We start from the raw sequence: 15002 nt of genomic DNA, 5'->3' as shown, positions 1-15002 counted from the left end.
AGCTGTCGATTTTAGAGCGGGGTCAGATTTTCTTCTGCCAACCAGTCAGGGATTTCCCCGATGTGGGCCAGCACAGCATCTGCATGGGGGGCAAGTTCTTCGCGTGGCGCTGGGCCTGTCAGCACACCAACAGTGCGCATCCCCGCTGCGCGACCGGCGTGCAGGTCGTGGGTGCTGTCGCCAACCATGAGGCACTCTGCGGGGTCCAGCGCCACGATTTCGGAAAATCCGATCAGCTGACCCGGTTCAGGTTTGGCACCAAATCCGCTGTCATATCCCGCGATAAAGTCGAAAAGCTCAGCAACGCCCGCCCGTTCCAGATGTCGCCGCGCCGGGGCTTCGGCATCGTTAGTGGCAATCCCAAGCTTGAAGCCTGCGGAGCGGAGGTCTTCGTAATAGGGGCGCAATGGCACCGCCTCAACCTGCTGGACTTCAGAGGCGGCGCTGTTCATCCGGTCCAGCAGAGCCGAGCGATCAGTCAGACCAAGAACACGTTGAATGACATCAGCGACCTCACCCACGGTCGATGCAATCACCACGCTGCCCGCCGCAAACCGGTTGGCATTCGTGTCATAGCCCAGCGCCTCGGCCAACCGCGCAAAGAGAACCGGGTCGCCACCTGTCTCGGCCTCCAGCATCCCGCGCGCCCACGTGCCCCATGTCGCGTTGAAGTCGAAGAGCGTGCCGTCCTTGTCGAAGATTATGCCCTTGATCATGTGCTGCCCTCTGCCTTTGCATTGACACCGGACCCCGACGCGCGGACGGTGTCAACCGATGTTAAAGTTGCGCTCCTACAAGTCCCGCCCGATGCACCTTGGCCCCTTCCCGCTGGAGGCACTGCAGCGGCAGCCCCACGTCGATTTGACCGACTTGCCGCCAATGGCGGGCCTGAGCTTTCGCCGCTCCGATGATCCGCAAAGTATCGTGGGCGCAATGCAGGAATATCAGGCGATGCTTGATGCTACGCGCGACGGACTGGTCAAGCGCGAGGTCGCTGAGATCCCGAATGACCTGACTGAAAGAGCCAATCATCTCAAGGCCTTCGGCTACTATTGTGATGCGGCCATGGTGGGGGTCTGCCAGATACCGGAGGCCGGATGGTTAGCCGAACCGCTTACTAATCCCGATGTGGACCGACTGGCCGAAAAGTTGCGCACAATGCAGCCCTCGACCCTTGCAGCAGGGATCGACGTGATCCTTGCCAACCTGCGCGAAAGCATGGCGATGCCGCCACAGGATTGCCGCCATCACAGACACGCGCTTGTCTTTCTTTACGACCACCCTCGCGAACCGCGTGATGATGAGGTCGGGAGCGACTGGATCAAGGACGCCCTCCCACACCGTGCCTGCCTGCGCGGAATGGAAACCGCTGTGGTGCTGGCCAGCTACATACGCACGCTCGGCTATGACGCGCGGGCTCATTCGATGGCAGCTTCCGACGTGCATCTGGGCGCGCTCGCCGCGCAGGCGGGGTTGGTTGCGCTTGAGGATGGCAAACTGCTGAACCCGTTTACGGGTAACCGCTATGGACTGGCGGCTGTCACAACGACTTTGGAAATGACCGCAGATGACCCGTTGGTGCCGGGGCAGCGGCCACCGATGAGCTATCAGACGGGCCTCGGCACCTACGCAAAATCAGCGCGCACCCGCGATCCTTTCGCGCGTCGCGATTACCACCTTGGCCCGCATCCCTTCGAGACGCTCAAGCGAGTCGATGACACCACCACCTATATCGACCGCGCCAATGTGGCCCGCGTTCCAAAACGCGCGAATATGTTTGCGCGCGGGCTTTTCGGAGATCTTGGCAAGACCGTACAGGACGCGACCAAGAACGGAAACTTCGTGCGTAAGTCCGCCTCGGCCTTTGCGTTTCGCACCACGATGGGGGCTTTTGTCCTGCTACAGGACGGTGCACCCAAAGGCACCCCTGCCGAGACAACGCCAGAGACCAATGCCGCCAACATCAAGGCGGCTCTCTACTTCCTTGGTGTGGATGCCGTCGGCCTGAGCGCCTGCCCCGACTTTGCCTACTACAGCCACGACGCCAAGGGCGACCCGATCACGCCATACCACGACCATGCAATCTCGATGATCGTCGATCAGGGCCATGAGACGATGGAGGGCGCCTCGGGCGATGATTGGATCGCCTGCGCGCAATCCATGCGGGCCTATCTGCGGTTCTCGCTCTTGGGTGGCGTTTTGGCCCAACACCTGCGCAACCTCGGCTATGAGGCACGCGTGCATTCGGCGATGGATGAAGAGGTGCTGCATCCGCCGCTTTTGCTGCTCTCGGGAATTGGTGAGGTGAGCCGGATCGGTGAGGTCATCCTTAACCCCTTCCTCGGCCCCCGCCTGAAATCCGGTGTTGTCACCACGAACATGCCGATGACGCATGACAAGCCGATCGACTTTGGTCTGCAAAAATTCTGCGACGCCTGCAACAAATGCGCCCGAGAATGCCCTTCGGGGGCAATCACCGCTGGTCCCAAGCTGATGTTCAACGGCTACGAAATCTGGAAGTCAGATAGCCAGAAATGCACCACCTACCGCGTCAGCCAGAAGAACGGCGCAATGTGCGGGCGTTGTATGAAGACCTGCCCCTGGAACCTTGAGGGGCTCTTTGCCGAAGCGCCATTCCGCAAGCTCGCCATGACCGTCCCGCAGGCCGCCAAGGCGCTTGCGAAACTTGATGACGCACTCGGCAACGGCGGCATTAATCCGGTCAAGAAATGGTGGTGGGATCTGGAGATGGAGGACGATGGTGCCTACCGCCCGTCCCGCCATCCGGTGAACGCACGTGAACTGCAAACTGACCTCGATCTACGCTTCGAAGACCAGACACTCGCCGTCTATCCCGCACCACTTGCACCTCCGCCCTACCCTTGGCCTGCGCCGATGGATCGCGAGGCGGGGATCGCGGCCTATGAGGGAATGATCAGCGCCGAGGAACACCGCAAGCGCCGCGCCCAAGGTCAGCCGCCAGAGCATATCTATGCCGCCGATCAGGGCGAGGCACCGATGCTCGCAGCGGTCATCACCAAAGCCGAAAAGATGAGCGACGGGGTGACGAAATACGAATTCGCGCTGCCCGACGGCAGCGACCTGCCTCCTGCGACCGCAGGCGCACATATCGACGTGGTCGTAACACCTGAGTTCTTTCGGCAATACTCCCTCTCTGGCGACCCGGCGGACCGGAGCAAATACCAGATTGCCGTTTTGCGCGAAGATGCGGGGCGCGGCGGGTCCAAACTGATGCACCGGATCTTCAGCGAAGGGCGGCGGGTCTTTATCTCGAAACCGATCAACCATTTCCCACTGGTCGAGGACGCAACAAAGACACTGCTTTTCGGGGGCGGTATCGGTATCACACCCATGATCGCTATGGCACACCGTCTACATGCCATCGGTGCGGACTTTGCCCTGCACTACAGCATGCGCACGCGGGCCGAGGCGGGGTTTCTTGATGATCTGGCCGCCATGCCTTGGGCTGAACGTGTCCATCTGCACATCTCTGACGAAGGCACCCGAGCCGACCTTGCGACTTTTACCGGATACACCGAGGGCGCGCATATCTACACCTGCGGCCCCGATACCTATATGGCCGCTGTGATGACGGCGGCAGAGTTAAACGGCTTTCCAGAGGAAGCACGGCACCTTGAATATTTCGCTGTCCCCGAACAGCCCGACTACGAAAACCACGCCTTTACGTTGGAACTCCGCGACGGGCGACAGATCGCTGTGCCTGCCGATCAGTCTGCCTCTGATGCGTTAATCGCCGCGGGCGTCCATGTGGACGTAAAATGCAGCGACGGGCTTTGCGGTGTCTGCAAGTGTGGCGTGCTGTCAGGCAAGGTCGAGCATCGCGACTTCGTTCTGTCCAAGGCGCAGCGGCAAACTGAAATGATCCTGTGCCAGAGTCGCGCGACTGACGCAGGCGGGGTTGTGAAAATCGATCTCTAGGTCCAGTTCACCTGCTCCGCGCCTGGCAAGGCATAGCGTGCGCGTAGCGGCAAATCGTAGGCAAGTCCGACTGTATCACAGAAAGCAACGACCCATGCGTCGTCCATCGTGATAAACTCAAGCACGGATGCGAGAAAGGCCGGATCGGTCGCGCGGTTTCGCAATTCTTCGACCGTTCCGCCCGTTGAGCCGAGGAAAACAGGGCAAAGCTCGTCATTCCCGGCCAACCAGCCCAATGCCTGTATCGCGATGACCTCAGCTTGTTCAGGCGGCATGGATGCCTCTCCCCTTACATGCGGCAGGCAAGAATTTCTTAACCAATACCGGTGACATTCGGATGAGAAGAATACGCGGCTCCAGAAGGGATGCAATCAATGTCAGCGCAGATACTGATCGTCGACAGCGTGGCGACACAACGCATCCTCATGCGGGTGAAAATGAAGGCCGCGCAGTTTCGCGTGGCGGCCTCAGCCAGCATCAGTGACGCAAGCTCTGCGATCAAGCGTGTCAGACCCGATCTGGTATTGATCAGCCCTCAGGCTTTAGGCGACAGCTTCGCCGATGATGTTAAACGACTGCGTGCCGCAGCGGGCCGTGACGGCATCGTTGTCGTGGCCTACGGTGTCAGCGATACGGCGCAGGCGCGGTTTGCTGCCTTGGACGGTGGTGCCGACGATGTCTTTCCCCATCCGGTCGATGACGCTCTCCTGCTTGCCCGCATCCGCAGCCTGTTGCGGCTCAAGAGCGTGACACAGGAACTTCAGATGCGCGACAGCACTGACCGCGCGTTTGGTTTTGATGATGTCTTGCGTCCCTTCGACCGCCTGAGCACTGTTGTGTTCGCATCAAAAGATGACCCGCAGATTCCGGCCTCGTTTCTGGAGGCCTGCCAGGGCGCACGTCTGCGCTTGCGGCCAATTTCGGCGAAGAAACTGCTGTCGCTCAGCCAAAACGGTCCACACCCCGACCTTGTGATCGTAGACGCCAGGGCGGGCACGCAACAAACGATTGACCCGCGACAACTGCTCGCCGATCTGCGCGCCAGGAAGGCCACGCGGCTATCCGCCACGATGGTGTTGCTCGATCAGAACCAGAAAGAAGACGCAGCAATTCTTTTTGATCTGGGCGCTGATGATGTTGTCATAGATCAGTATGCGAGCGCGGAGCTTGAGCTCCGCATGACCCTTCTTACAGAACGCAAAAGGCATCACGACCGGTTACGACAGCGTATCCGAGCCGGACTCGATGCCGCGATGACAGATCCGCTGACGGGGCTTTTTAACAGGCGGTACATCATGCCACATCTGACAAGGCTGGCCGAAGATGCATTGACAAGCGGGCGGCACTTCGCGGTCATGATGCTGGACATTGATCACTTCAAAGCGATCAATGATCGCTATGGCCATGATGCTGGTGACAGTGTGCTGCGCGACGTCGCTGCACGCCTTCGCGAAAATCTACGGGCAATTGACCTTGTCGGCCGCTTGGGCGGCGAAGAATTCATCGTCGCAATGCCCCGCACGTCGCAAAGACAGGCACGCCTCGCAGCAGACCGCCTGCGCCAACTCGTCGGTGACACCCCGTTCCAGATCGGCGAAGATCAGTTCGTGTCGATCTCGGCCTCGGTTGGTGTCGCGCTGAGCGACGCGCAAACAGTGGCGCAGCCCCGACTGGGAGCCTTGTGCAAAAGTGCTGACACCGCCCTGTATTGCGCCAAGAATGCCGGCAGAAACCGCATCGCAATGGCCCCATCAGCCGCCTGATGGGACTGCATGCCTTGGGCGGCCCTCGCGAATTTGTCGCGATAGATCATCGGCAAAGGCGGCACGTCGCTCCGGTGACATTGCAACGATGGCATCGATAAAAGCATCGCGCGCACGTACTTGCACCTGCGCAACCTGATCAGATTGTTCAGCAAGAAGCAGGCGCAGCGCCTCTGGCGCAAATGGCTCTGCCAGGAGGACTGCGGCCAAATCCTCCGCCAGATCCTGTCGGTTCAGGTCGCGGAGCGGCCTCATTTCACGCAAACTCCGTCCGATATCGCGCCTCTCCTGAACGGTGAGGGCCCGCGCGATTGGCCCCAAACCAAGATCAAAGCTGCGCGGCGGACGGTCATGGAAACGACCCGAGAAGAGCGCCCCTGCGATGATGCCGACAACCACCAGATTGAGGGCGAGTGAGACGACCAGCAAAACGCGCCACAAGCGGCGTGGCTGACGGCCTTCGGCTTTCTGATCATCCATCGAACAAGACCTCCGCCTCAAACCCGAAACCGGAAGGGAGGATGGACAGGCTGACTTCCTCGCCCAGCATCCCGACAGCAAGATCTTCGACCCCCGCAGGAGGTGCGACGCCGATCCAAAGCCCCGCGATCGTTGCAACAGTCAGACCGCCAAGACCGACCCAGCCCCCAAGCATGTCATAGAGCTGGTCGCGGAGCCTTTGCGGTCTCTGCGGCCACTTGTCCACAACAGACGTTTTGGTCTGAACATGATGTGCATCGGCCAACACCCGTGCCATCAGGTCATTCGGCACATCGGGGGACTGTTGTCGGGCCTCGCTGAAAAGGGCGTCGAGCATGTCGTCATTCGGGCGTTTCATCGTGATATCCCAACTCTTCCTTGCGCCCTCTCAGGATTTCACCAAGAGCGCGTTTTCCGCGTGCTGTGAGACTTTCCACGGACCGCACGCTGATGTCCATGATCTGTGAAATTTCGGGGTTCGAGAGGCCTTCAAGGTGGCGCAACGCAACAGCCTGAGCCTGTCGTTCAGGCAACTGCGCCAACCCATCAGACAGGGCCTGAACTCGCTGGACCTCCTGCAAACGACGGTCGGACGCGCCATGCGGGTCCGCCGGTTCTGCAACCTGATCAAGCGCCACTGACCGGCGCCGCCGCCGCAAACTGTCGGTACAAAGATTGGCGACAACCCGATAGAGCCAGGTAGACACCTGCGCCTCGCCCTCGCGCCATTCGGCAGCGATCTTCCAAAGCCGCAACATTGCCTCTTGTGCGACATCTTCTGCTTCGGATGCGTTTCCCAGCATCCGTGTGGCCTGCCCCAACACACGCGGCAATAGGCGCGCGGTCAGCGCCCGCGCGGCTGAGGTGTCCCCTGCCGCAAAGGCCAGAAGCATCTGCCCATCGCTGTCTTGATCGTCTGCGTTCATTGGCGGATCGTGTGACAAATGCAGCCCTTTTGCCGTCTGGCGTGGGGGTGAAAGCCGGGGCAGCACGGCCCCGGCCCCAATCATTAACCGCGATCCCGCAAAGGAAGTCCACGCCCGTCTCTCCGGTCCTGCATCCGTGCTTTTGCCGCCTCAAACTCGTCTTCAGAGATCAGACCGTCTCTGTTGGCATCCACCCGTTCAAACATACGTGCGGTTCTGCCTTCACCGGGACGCGGTAGCTCGGCCTGCTGCAACAGGCCATCGCCATTGGTGTCAAACCGCTCCATCATGCGTTCAATGCGATCTTGCGCACGGGACGAGGCCGCGGCGATCAACTCATCTTCCGAGAGTGCCCCGTCGCCATTTGCATCCGCGGTTTCAAACCGGAGGCCCGCTTGCGCTTGTAACTCCGCGCGAGACAGCGTGCCGTCACTGTTCAGATCGAGCGCATCAAAACTTGGGCGATTGCCATGGCCCTGCGCCTGCGCGGCCCCTGCCGCCACGACCATCGCCAGCAACAGGGCGGTCAATGAAATCTCTTTCCTCATCGGGTAACCTTTCTTTCAAGAGCAGGCATTTTGCTTGCCTGATATCTCTCAAACGGTGGCACCCCGGATTTCCGTCGCATGCAGGGCAGAATTTTTGCGGCGGTCGTCAATCAGCGCCAAATCCGCCCACCCCCTTTCCAAAACCGTCCGGATGCACCATGTGTCCAGCAAGGTGATGGAGTTCAGTATGACAAATGCAGAGACCGCAGAATTCGAAAGACCAACAGGTGCCGCTGCCCTGCGCGGGCTGAAGCGGCAATGCCCCAATTGCGGTGAAGGCCATATGTTTGCCAGTTACCTCAAGGTCGCCGATACCTGCCCGCACTGTGATGAAGAGCTTTTCCATCATCGCGCCGACGATGGTCCTGCCTATCTGACCATCCTGCTTGTCGGCCATATCCTCGGCTTCGTCATCCACATCATGTGGGTCCAGTTCCGCCCCGAACCCATGACCATGGCAACAGTCCTGTCGGTTGGCGCGATTGCCCTCTCACTCTATCTTTTGCCACGGATGAAAGGCATGGTGGTCGGCATTCAATGGGCGCGTCGGATGCACGGGTTTGGCCGTCCTGACCAGTAACAGGGACAAGATGGACAAAACTGCCGTTCGCGACGCCGCCACAATCATTGTTTTGCGGAATCGCGAAACCACCCCTGCGGTCTTGATGGGCCAAAGGGGCAAATCGGCGGCCTTCATGCCCGGCAAGTTTGTCTTTCCCGGTGGCGCTGTTGACCCCAACGATGCCGCCGTGCCGCTGACCGCACTTGACCCGCGCGACCACACGAGACTTGAGAGTGAAAGCACCGTTTCTCCCGCCGCGTTGGCTGCGGCCGCAATACGCGAGCTTTGGGAAGAAACGGGACAGATCATCGGCCAGAAGGGGCATTGGGCCGATGCTCCGCAAGGGTGGCGCGGCTTTGCCGCATCAGGGCATGTGCCTGACGGCAGCGCGCTGAGGTTCTTTTTCCGTGCAGTCACACCGCAAGGCCGGCCCCGCCGTTTCGATGCACGTTTTTTTCTGTGCGATGCGGCATCGCTTACGACGGACCCTGACGACTTCGCGAATGCCGAAGACGAACTGGCCCACTTGCAATGGGTGCTCCTGTCGGAAGCGCGGCGTTTCGACTTGCCATTCATCACACAGGTCGTCCTCGCCGAACTCACACGCCACATTACCGCAGGCGATGAATTGGTGACTGTCCCATTCTTTCGCAACGACGACGAAGCACATCTGGTCAGTCGGCTGGGCGGGCGGTCTCCGCTTTAGAGCAAAAGAACCAACATGATGATGCTGCCCGTCAGCAACACCAGACCCTGCCATTCCCTTGCGGTGATCCGCTCGCCGAAGACCGTGGCTCCGATGATGACCGAAAACAAAAGCTCAATCTGCCCGACAGCGTTGACATAAGCTGCGTTTTGCAACGTGAACGCCGTAAACCAGCAGATTGACCCGATCATACTTGTGACACCGACAAGCGCAGCCACACGCCACGCGCGCAGGACTTTTGTAATCTCGCCCCGCTCCCGCCAGATCAGCCAAAGCGCCATGGTGATAGTTTGAAAAGCTGTCACCAACGCCAAAGTGACGATAGCGCGATAGAAAACATCACCCTCAGCCAAAGACAACGATGCGCCGCGATAACCGTTTCCTGAGATGCCAAAGAGAATACCCGCTCCCAATCCCAATGCTGTGGCGCGATTGAAAATTCGCTTGCGCCAGGGGCCGACACCATCGGGGGGATCAGACAGCAGCAGCACACCGGCAAGGCCGATGCACATCGCGACGATGGTCCACGTCGTAAAGACGTCGCCTAGAATGATGAACCCGAACAAAGCACTCAGCAGGACTTCGGTCTTCTTGAAGGTGATACCGACGGCAAAGTTACGGTGCCTGAAAAGTGCGACCACGCACATCGTGGCAAGGATCTGTGACATCCCGCCAGCCAATGCGTAAGGCCAGAAGGCAGCAGGCACATTCGGCGCGCCCTGGCGCGACATCAGCGCATAAAGCACCGCGATGACCGCCACGAGCGGGGCAGAATAGATAAATCGCGCAAATGTCGCACCAGCCGTCGAGAGCGCCATGCCCGTCAGACGTTTCTGCAACATAAAGCGAAAGGTCTGGGCGACCGCCGCGCCAATCGTGATCGGGATCCAGAGTTCCATCAGGCACCTATGCCCTTACTCTGTCATCTCCGCCAGAGGGGATGGGCCACAGGGTCTTTTGCCCGCAAGAAGTAGCGCCGGAACACATCACCATATGAGGCGTAAAAGTAACCGCCATTCCGGCGCAGGTAGTGGTCTTTGCGCGACCGGTACAGCCGGGGCAGATCATACCACGCGACCTTTGGGTGCATATGGTGCACCACGTGCAAATTATTGTTCAGAAACAAGAACCCGAAGATACCGCCACGTTCGACAATCACGCTCCGCCCGCTTGCACGATCACTGGCCTGATGTTCCAGATAGGTGCGCAGTTTCAGGATCGACATCGCCAGATAAGCTGAGGCGCAATAGGCCCAGATCGGCATCGGCGAAACCGACACCAGCCAAAGCACCCCGCCAACAGCTGGCAGATGCCACGCCCAGTCCTGCAAGACCTGCCTGTCACGCGAGCGCCACTCGCACAGAAGAAAGGAAATTGTTCCGATCAATGGTCCGATGGTCAGGCGTCCGGCGACAGTATTGTTGAAACGTAAGATGCCTTGCACCAAAACAGGCAGCTTTTCCCAAACGCCCTCATCCAGAAAATTGCTCTCCGGGTCATCGTAAGGGTCGGTCAGCACCTCGTCATGGTGATGGGCAAGATGTGTGACTTTGAATCTCGAATATGGAACGATCAACGTCAGCGGCGGCCAGATCAAAAGATCATTCAGCCACTGACGCCGAAAGGGGTGGCCGTGTATCACCTCATGCTGCAACGAAGCATGCAACGCGATCACGACACCGCCAAAAACAACGCCCATGGTGAGTGGAAGCACCCACAACACAGCGCCCCATGCGACATAACAAACCGTAATCAAAACAAGGGTCGGCCACTCAACTCCGCCGCGGTTTGTCGATTGCTTTTGTTCCATGCGGTGAATTTATCCGCGCTTGGAAGAACGATCCATTTGGAGAGTAGTTCACAAAACCCGGCAAATGTGTATTTTGTCGGCAATGGTGATAAAAATAGACAAAAGAGATCGCGCGACTGTGTTTCGTGACCGGCTGCGGCAGGCCATGGAAGAAATGCAAGTCAACCAAAGCGCGCTTGCCAGAGCCACGGGCGTCGACAGATCGACACTGTCACAGCTTTTGAAAGACCAAGGCGCGCGCTTGCCGAACGGGCAACTTGTTGCGGAATGCGCGTCAGTGCTTGGGGTCAGCACTGACTGGTTGCTTGGCCTTTCCGACCGGCCTGAAAGTGCGACGGCGTTGCTTGCCACTGCTGTTGCCATGACAGAAGCCCCGCGCTCGATGGTGGATGACCAGATCTTCGCCTGGCACCAAGAGGCAGCCGGATACAAGATCCGCCATGTTCCAGCAGGGCTTCCTGACATGCTCAAGACCGAAGCAATGCTGCGCTGGGAATATGCGCCATCCTTGGGCCGGACAATTGATCAGGCCATCGGCGCGGCGCAAGACCGTCTGAACTGGATGCGAAGTGCCCGCTCGGACTACGAAATCGCCCTGCCGATGAGCGAGGTGGAAAGTTTCGCAAATGGCAGCGGATTCTACGCCGGCATTGCGCCTGCACTGCGGCGCAGGGAACTTGCGCACCTGCGCGACCTACATGCGCAGCTTTACCCGACGCTGCGCTTACACCTTTATGATCCCCGCAAGCTCTTTTCGGCGCCGATCACGGTCTTTGGCCCGCTGCTTGCCGCGATATACATCGGGCGCAACTATCTGGTATTCAGAGACACCGAACGCGTCACCGCGCTGACCGTTCACTTTGACCAGTTGGTGCGCGACGCCAGCATTAGCAGGCGCGATCTGTCGACCTATCTCGACGGCCTGATCTCCAAGATCAATTAACCCTTTACGCCGACCGCCTTGCCAGCGCCTTCGGGGCGTGGCAGCGCAACGTGTGCAGCGGCAACGCGATCAAGCGTTTCTGCAAGATGCGGGGCAGGTTCGCTGGCACGACGCGTCTCAAGACTGACATGGATCAGCATATGCTCCCCGGTTGCCAGTTCACGGTCGCCTTCGAACATCCGGTGAAAGAGATGCATCTTCTTGCCTTCGCCCAAAAGAACCTGCGTTTCCACACGGATTACGGCACCGGCGTGGACCTCATCGAGATGACGGATATGCGTCTCGGCGGTGAAGTAACTGCCTCCCGTGGAGATGTAATCGGCATCGCAGCCCACCAAAATCATCATGCGGTCAGTTGCGTCGCCAAAAACCTGCAGATAGCGCGCTTCGTTCATGTGTCCGTTGTAATCGGTCCAGTCGAGTGGCACGGCCCGTTCGACCGTCACAATTGGCTGGCTGATGTCATCCGGCAGTGTCGGCACTCCGGCCACGCGCCGGTCCTGCGCGTTGAGCAACTTGCCCGCACCCCAATCCTGAGCCTTGAGGCCCCGCAGGATCGTCACAAGATTATTGTCGCGGGTGCGTTCCAACTCGCGGATCGAGAACTGCCCTGACTGTGCGTCGGATTGATCTGCAATCTGGTCGATCAACGCATCCGTCAGTTCCGGTACATCCATCAGCTTTGTCCACGGCCATGACAGGCAGGGCCCGAACTGTTCGATGAAATGGCGCATGCCAGCTTCGCCACCGGCGATGCGATACGTTTCGAACAGCCCCATTTGCGCCCAGCGCAGACCAAAGCCATAGCGGATCGCGTCATCAATTTCCTCAGTGGTGGCGATGCCATCCTTGATCAGCCAGAGCGCCTCGCGCCACACAGCCTCAAGGAAGCGGTCGGCGATATGTGCATCAATTTCAGCCCGCAAGTGCAGCGGATGCATCCCGATCCCGGTCAGGATGTCTTTGGCGCGCGCGACAGTCTCGCCAGCGTTCTTGTCTGTCGTCACAAGCTCGACCAGCGGGAGCAGGTAAACCGGATTGAACGGATGGGTCACGACGATCTGGCCCGGCCGCGTGGCACACCCCTGGAGTTCTGACGGTTTGAAACCGCTTGTGGATGACCCGATGATGGCGTCAGCGTCGCAATGTTCCTGCAAGGTCTGATAGACCTTGCGTTTCAGCTCTAGGCGCTCAGGCACGCTTTCCTGTATCCACTCAGCCCCTTCCACAGCCTCGGACATGGTTTCGTGAAATGTCAGCGCACCTTCAGGTGGCAGTGCGACATCAGACAAACCGGGAAGCGAACGGCGCGCATTGGCCAGAACCTCGCCGATTTTGCGCGCGGCCTCAGGATCGGGATCAAAGATACGAACGTCCCAGCCCATCAGCAAGAAACGGGCGGCCCAGCCGCCACCGATGACGCCACCGCCGACGATGGCTGCCCGACGCGCGGTCATCCCTAGGCCCCGGCGTTCAGGTTGGCAGGATTGTCGAATTCATCCACCGGTGCCGGCTCGCCCCTGACAGATGGATCACAAGCAATCATGTTGGTGTTGCTGTCGCGGATGATCAATCCACCGCGCGCGCGACATTGCTCGAACGTCATCCGCCCGCCGATCACCAGAAATTCCTGCATACCGCCGTTAGGCGCACCGGTCGGTGCCATGGCGCCTGTTCCTTCACAAGCGGCAAGCGCGAGTACACTTCCAAAGATGAACTTTCTCACTGAGCTGTCTCCTTGAGCTGGCTGACGTCATAGCCGTTGAAGGTCAGAATATCACGCGCAGCCTGCAGGCGGTCTGCACGGATTTGCGGTGTCCGGTTAAGGATCCAACCGGAGCGCCCGTTTGGCGACCCGACAACGGCAGTCTGATAATCCTCATCGGTCCAAAGCACCCAGTAGTCCCCAGCGACAAAGGGAACCGACCCGAACCGTACTTTCAAACGCCCCGGCCCGACGACCTCTGCCGTGCCGGATATCCGCGCGCTTTCATTGCCGTCTGGATCACGGCAGATGTTGAGGACCGAAACAGTCCCGTCGTCGCGGAGGGCATATTCAGCCGTCACGCCGACACACCCGCGCTGGAAAGGCACAGGAAAGCGCGCAACTTCATACCAAAGCCCCATGTATTGCTCGACATCGAACACCGCCTTTGACGAGATTGGCACGTCCGTATCGCGGTAAACCGTGAAGAAACCACAACCCGTGACAAACACAAACGCGGCGAGAACAAGCGCCCTCATTTTGCGACCGGCGCACGTTTGGAAAGGCCAAGCTTGGCGCGCACTTCCTCAGGACCAATCACGCGCGCGCCAAGGTTTTCAATGATGCCAGCCGCGCGTTCAACCAGTTGCGCATTCGTCGCCAAGACACCCTTGTCGAGCATCAGGTTGTCCTCAAGCCCGACACGCACATTGCCACCCGCCAGCACCGAGGCTGCCACATAAGGCATCTGGCTGCGCCCCAGCCCGAAGGCAGAGAAGGTCCAGTCATCCGGCACATTGTTCACCATCGCCATGAAGGTGTTGAGGTCATCAGGCGCACCCCATGGCACACCCATGCAAAGCTGCACCAACGCAGGACTATCCAGAAATCCGTCCTTGACCAACTGCTTGGCGTACCACAGATGGCCGGTGTCAAAGGCCTCGATCTCGGGCTTCACACCAAGATCGGTCATCATCCGTCCCATTGCCTGCAACATGCCCGGTGTGTTGGTCATGACGTAATCGGCTTCGGCGAAATTCATCGTGCCACAGTCGAGCGTGCAGATTTCCGGCAGGCATTCGGCCACATGAGCGACGCGTTCTGTCGCGCCAACCATGTCGGTCCCAGCAACGGTCGGCAAAGGGGCTTCGACGCCACCAAAAACCATATCACCGCCCATGCCGGCGGTCAGGTTCAGAACAACATCGACCTCTGCATCGCGAATGCGGTCCGTGACTTCACGATAGAGCGCCAGATCACGGCTGGGAGTGCCAGTCTCGGGTTCGCGCACATGGCAATGCACCACGGCGGCCCCTGCCTTGGCCGCTTCAATGGCACTGTCGGCAATCTGCTTTGGCGAACGCGGCACATGCGGGCTGCGGTCTTGTGTCGACCCAGATCCGGTGACAGCACAGGTGATGAAAACCTCGCGGTTCATTTGCAGCGGCATGGCATCCTCCCGATCAATTACGCGTCGCAACCTTGCTGAATTTCTGCCCCCTCACAAGCGAGTTTTCTTGACACAGGCCGACCTGCGCTGTCATCTGCCCGACATGCAAAGACGTATCGCAAATTTCGGTGCCTACTTTACCAGCCGCA

General features: G+C 59.3%; 17 protein-coding genes. 5 read left to right on the top strand and 12 right to left on the bottom strand.

Translation table 11 applies throughout. The features are described from left to right. Positions 1-11: 11 nt before the first annotated feature. Positions 12-716, bottom strand: coding sequence for an HAD family hydrolase (locus BM316_RS02570; RefSeq protein ID WP_090203597.1), 705 nt, complete (start codon positions 714-716; stop codon positions 12-14). A gap of 58 nt (positions 717-774) precedes the next feature. Here BM316_RS02570 and BM316_RS02565 point away from each other — a divergent pair, with 58 nt between their 5' ends. Then, positions 775-3960 carry a reductive dehalogenase gene (locus BM316_RS02565; protein WP_090203595.1) on the top strand — a complete coding sequence of 1062 codons (3186 nt, stop codon included), beginning with the start codon at positions 775-777 and terminating at the stop codon, positions 3958-3960. On the opposite strand, the gene BM316_RS02560 is transcribed toward BM316_RS02565, so the two are convergent. Beyond that, on the bottom strand, positions 3957-4235 hold the full coding sequence (locus BM316_RS02560; protein ID WP_090203592.1) for a DUF3572 domain-containing protein: 279 nt from the start codon (positions 4233-4235) through the stop codon (positions 3957-3959). The genes BM316_RS02565 and BM316_RS02560 overlap by 4 nt on opposite strands. A gap of 99 nt (positions 4236-4334) precedes the next feature. Here BM316_RS02560 and BM316_RS02555 point away from each other — a divergent pair, with 99 nt between their 5' ends. Continuing rightward, positions 4335-5723, top strand: coding sequence for a diguanylate cyclase (locus BM316_RS02555; RefSeq protein WP_090207409.1), 1389 nt, complete (start codon positions 4335-4337; stop codon positions 5721-5723). Here BM316_RS02555 and BM316_RS02550 read toward each other — a convergent pair. From BM316_RS02550 to BM316_RS02535, 4 genes are all read right to left on the bottom strand, one after another. Next, the gene (locus tag BM316_RS02550) at positions 5712-6203 is read right to left on the bottom strand and encodes a periplasmic heavy metal sensor (protein ID WP_090203590.1); all 492 of its coding nucleotides are present in this window, start codon (positions 6201-6203) and stop codon (positions 5712-5714) included. The genes BM316_RS02555 and BM316_RS02550 overlap by 12 nt on opposite strands. Next, positions 6196-6561 (bottom strand): hypothetical protein, encoded by a 366-nt coding sequence (locus tag BM316_RS02545; protein WP_242649715.1) that lies wholly within the window; start codon positions 6559-6561, stop codon positions 6196-6198. Before BM316_RS02545 ends, BM316_RS02550 begins: the two co-directional genes overlap by 8 nt. Then, a complete protein-coding gene (locus BM316_RS02540) occupies positions 6545-7129 on the bottom strand; it encodes an RNA polymerase sigma factor (RefSeq protein ID WP_090207406.1) in 585 nt (194 codons plus the stop codon). The genes BM316_RS02545 and BM316_RS02540 overlap by 17 nt, the downstream gene beginning before the upstream one ends. An 83-nt stretch (positions 7130-7212) precedes the next feature. Continuing rightward, positions 7213-7677: an EF-hand domain-containing protein gene (locus BM316_RS02535; protein WP_090203584.1), complete on the bottom strand. Its 465-nt coding sequence runs from the start codon at positions 7675-7677 to the stop codon at positions 7213-7215. A gap of 187 nt (positions 7678-7864) precedes the next feature. Here BM316_RS02535 and BM316_RS02530 point away from each other — a divergent pair, with 187 nt between their 5' ends. Next, on the top strand, positions 7865-8257 hold the full coding sequence (locus tag BM316_RS02530; protein ID WP_090207404.1) for a DUF983 domain-containing protein: 393 nt from the start codon (positions 7865-7867) through the stop codon (positions 8255-8257). A gap of 10 nt (positions 8258-8267) precedes the next feature. Further along, positions 8268-8945, top strand: coding sequence for an NUDIX hydrolase (locus BM316_RS02525; protein ID WP_090203582.1), 678 nt, complete (start codon positions 8268-8270; stop codon positions 8943-8945). On the opposite strand, the gene BM316_RS02520 is transcribed toward BM316_RS02525, so the two are convergent. Both BM316_RS02520 and BM316_RS02515 read right to left on the bottom strand, forming a co-directional pair. Then, on the bottom strand, positions 8942-9844 hold the full coding sequence (locus BM316_RS02520; RefSeq protein WP_090203579.1) for a DMT family transporter: 903 nt from the start codon (positions 9842-9844) through the stop codon (positions 8942-8944). The genes BM316_RS02525 and BM316_RS02520 overlap by 4 nt on opposite strands. A 23-nt stretch (positions 9845-9867) precedes the next feature. Next, on the bottom strand, positions 9868-10755 hold the full coding sequence (locus BM316_RS02515; RefSeq protein ID WP_090203576.1) for a fatty acid desaturase: 888 nt from the start codon (positions 10753-10755) through the stop codon (positions 9868-9870). Between the two features lie 82 nt (positions 10756-10837). Between BM316_RS02515 and BM316_RS02510 the strand changes: the two genes are divergently transcribed. Then, the gene (locus BM316_RS02510; RefSeq protein ID WP_090203574.1) at positions 10838-11698 is read left to right on the top strand and encodes a helix-turn-helix domain-containing protein; all 861 of its coding nucleotides are present in this window, start codon (positions 10838-10840) and stop codon (positions 11696-11698) included. On the opposite strand, the gene BM316_RS02505 is transcribed toward BM316_RS02510, so the two are convergent. Genes BM316_RS02505 through bcoG form a run of 4 tightly spaced genes read right to left on the bottom strand, consistent with a single transcriptional unit; the run spans position 11695 to position 14853 of the window. Then, positions 11695-13155 (bottom strand): carnitine 3-dehydrogenase, encoded by a 1461-nt coding sequence (locus tag BM316_RS02505; protein WP_090203571.1) that lies wholly within the window; start codon positions 13153-13155, stop codon positions 11695-11697. The genes BM316_RS02510 and BM316_RS02505 overlap by 4 nt on opposite strands. A 2-nt stretch (positions 13156-13157) precedes the next feature. Beyond that, positions 13158-13364: a hypothetical protein gene (locus tag BM316_RS02500; protein ID WP_090203568.1), complete on the bottom strand. Its 207-nt coding sequence runs from the start codon at positions 13362-13364 to the stop codon at positions 13158-13160. 56 nt (positions 13365-13420) lie between these two features. Beyond that, on the bottom strand, positions 13421-13942 hold the full coding sequence (locus BM316_RS02495; RefSeq protein ID WP_090203566.1) for a lipocalin family protein: 522 nt from the start codon (positions 13940-13942) through the stop codon (positions 13421-13423). Beyond that, positions 13939-14853 (bottom strand): 3-dehydrocarnitine:acetyl-CoA trimethylamine transferase BcoG, encoded by a 915-nt coding sequence (gene bcoG / locus BM316_RS02490; RefSeq protein ID WP_090203563.1) that lies wholly within the window; start codon positions 14851-14853, stop codon positions 13939-13941. The genes BM316_RS02495 and bcoG overlap by 4 nt, the downstream gene beginning before the upstream one ends. Positions 14854-15002 lie beyond the last annotated feature (149 nt).

Origin of the sequence: Yoonia litorea, from assembly GCF_900114675.1 — a bacterium.
Classification (GTDB): Bacteria; Pseudomonadota; Alphaproteobacteria; order Rhodobacterales; family Rhodobacteraceae; genus Yoonia; species Yoonia litorea.
This window is presented reverse-complemented; position numbering and strand designations above follow the sequence as displayed.

Bases quoted from the DNA above. Each gene is read 5' to 3' on its own strand.
- BM316_RS02570 (WP_090203597.1), bottom strand. From the start codon at position 716: ATGATCAAGGGCATAATCTTCGACAAGGACGGCACGCTCTTCGACTTC.
- BM316_RS02565 (WP_090203595.1), top strand. From the start codon at position 775: ATGTTAAAGTTGCGCTCCTACAAGTCCCGCCCGATGCACCTTGGCCCC.
- BM316_RS02560 (WP_090203592.1), bottom strand. From the start codon at position 4,235: ATGCCGCCTGAACAAGCTGAGGTCATCGCGATACAGGCATTGGGCTGG.
- BM316_RS02555 (WP_090207409.1), top strand. From the start codon at position 4,335: ATGTCAGCGCAGATACTGATCGTCGACAGCGTGGCGACACAACGCATC.
- BM316_RS02550 (WP_090203590.1), bottom strand. From the start codon at position 6,203: ATGGATGATCAGAAAGCCGAAGGCCGTCAGCCACGCCGCTTGTGGCGC.
- BM316_RS02545 (WP_242649715.1), bottom strand. From the start codon at position 6,561: ATGAAACGCCCGAATGACGACATGCTCGACGCCCTTTTCAGCGAGGCC.
- BM316_RS02540 (WP_090207406.1), bottom strand. From the start codon at position 7,129: ATGAACGCAGACGATCAAGACAGCGATGGGCAGATGCTTCTGGCCTTT.
- BM316_RS02535 (WP_090203584.1), bottom strand. From the start codon at position 7,677: ATGAGGAAAGAGATTTCATTGACCGCCCTGTTGCTGGCGATGGTCGTG.
- BM316_RS02530 (WP_090207404.1), top strand. From the start codon at position 7,865: ATGACAAATGCAGAGACCGCAGAATTCGAAAGACCAACAGGTGCCGCT.
- BM316_RS02525 (WP_090203582.1), top strand. From the start codon at position 8,268: ATGGACAAAACTGCCGTTCGCGACGCCGCCACAATCATTGTTTTGCGG.
- BM316_RS02520 (WP_090203579.1), bottom strand. From the start codon at position 9,844: ATGGAACTCTGGATCCCGATCACGATTGGCGCGGCGGTCGCCCAGACC.
- BM316_RS02515 (WP_090203576.1), bottom strand. From the start codon at position 10,755: ATGGAACAAAAGCAATCGACAAACCGCGGCGGAGTTGAGTGGCCGACC.
- BM316_RS02510 (WP_090203574.1), top strand. From the start codon at position 10,838: ATGGTGATAAAAATAGACAAAAGAGATCGCGCGACTGTGTTTCGTGAC.
- BM316_RS02505 (WP_090203571.1), bottom strand. From the start codon at position 13,155: ATGACCGCGCGTCGGGCAGCCATCGTCGGCGGTGGCGTCATCGGTGGC.
- BM316_RS02500 (WP_090203568.1), bottom strand. From the start codon at position 13,364: ATGGCACCGACCGGTGCGCCTAACGGCGGTATGCAGGAATTTCTGGTG.
- BM316_RS02495 (WP_090203566.1), bottom strand. From the start codon at position 13,942: ATGAGGGCGCTTGTTCTCGCCGCGTTTGTGTTTGTCACGGGTTGTGGT.
- bcoG (WP_090203563.1), bottom strand. From the start codon at position 14,853: ATGCCGCTGCAAATGAACCGCGAGGTTTTCATCACCTGTGCTGTCACC.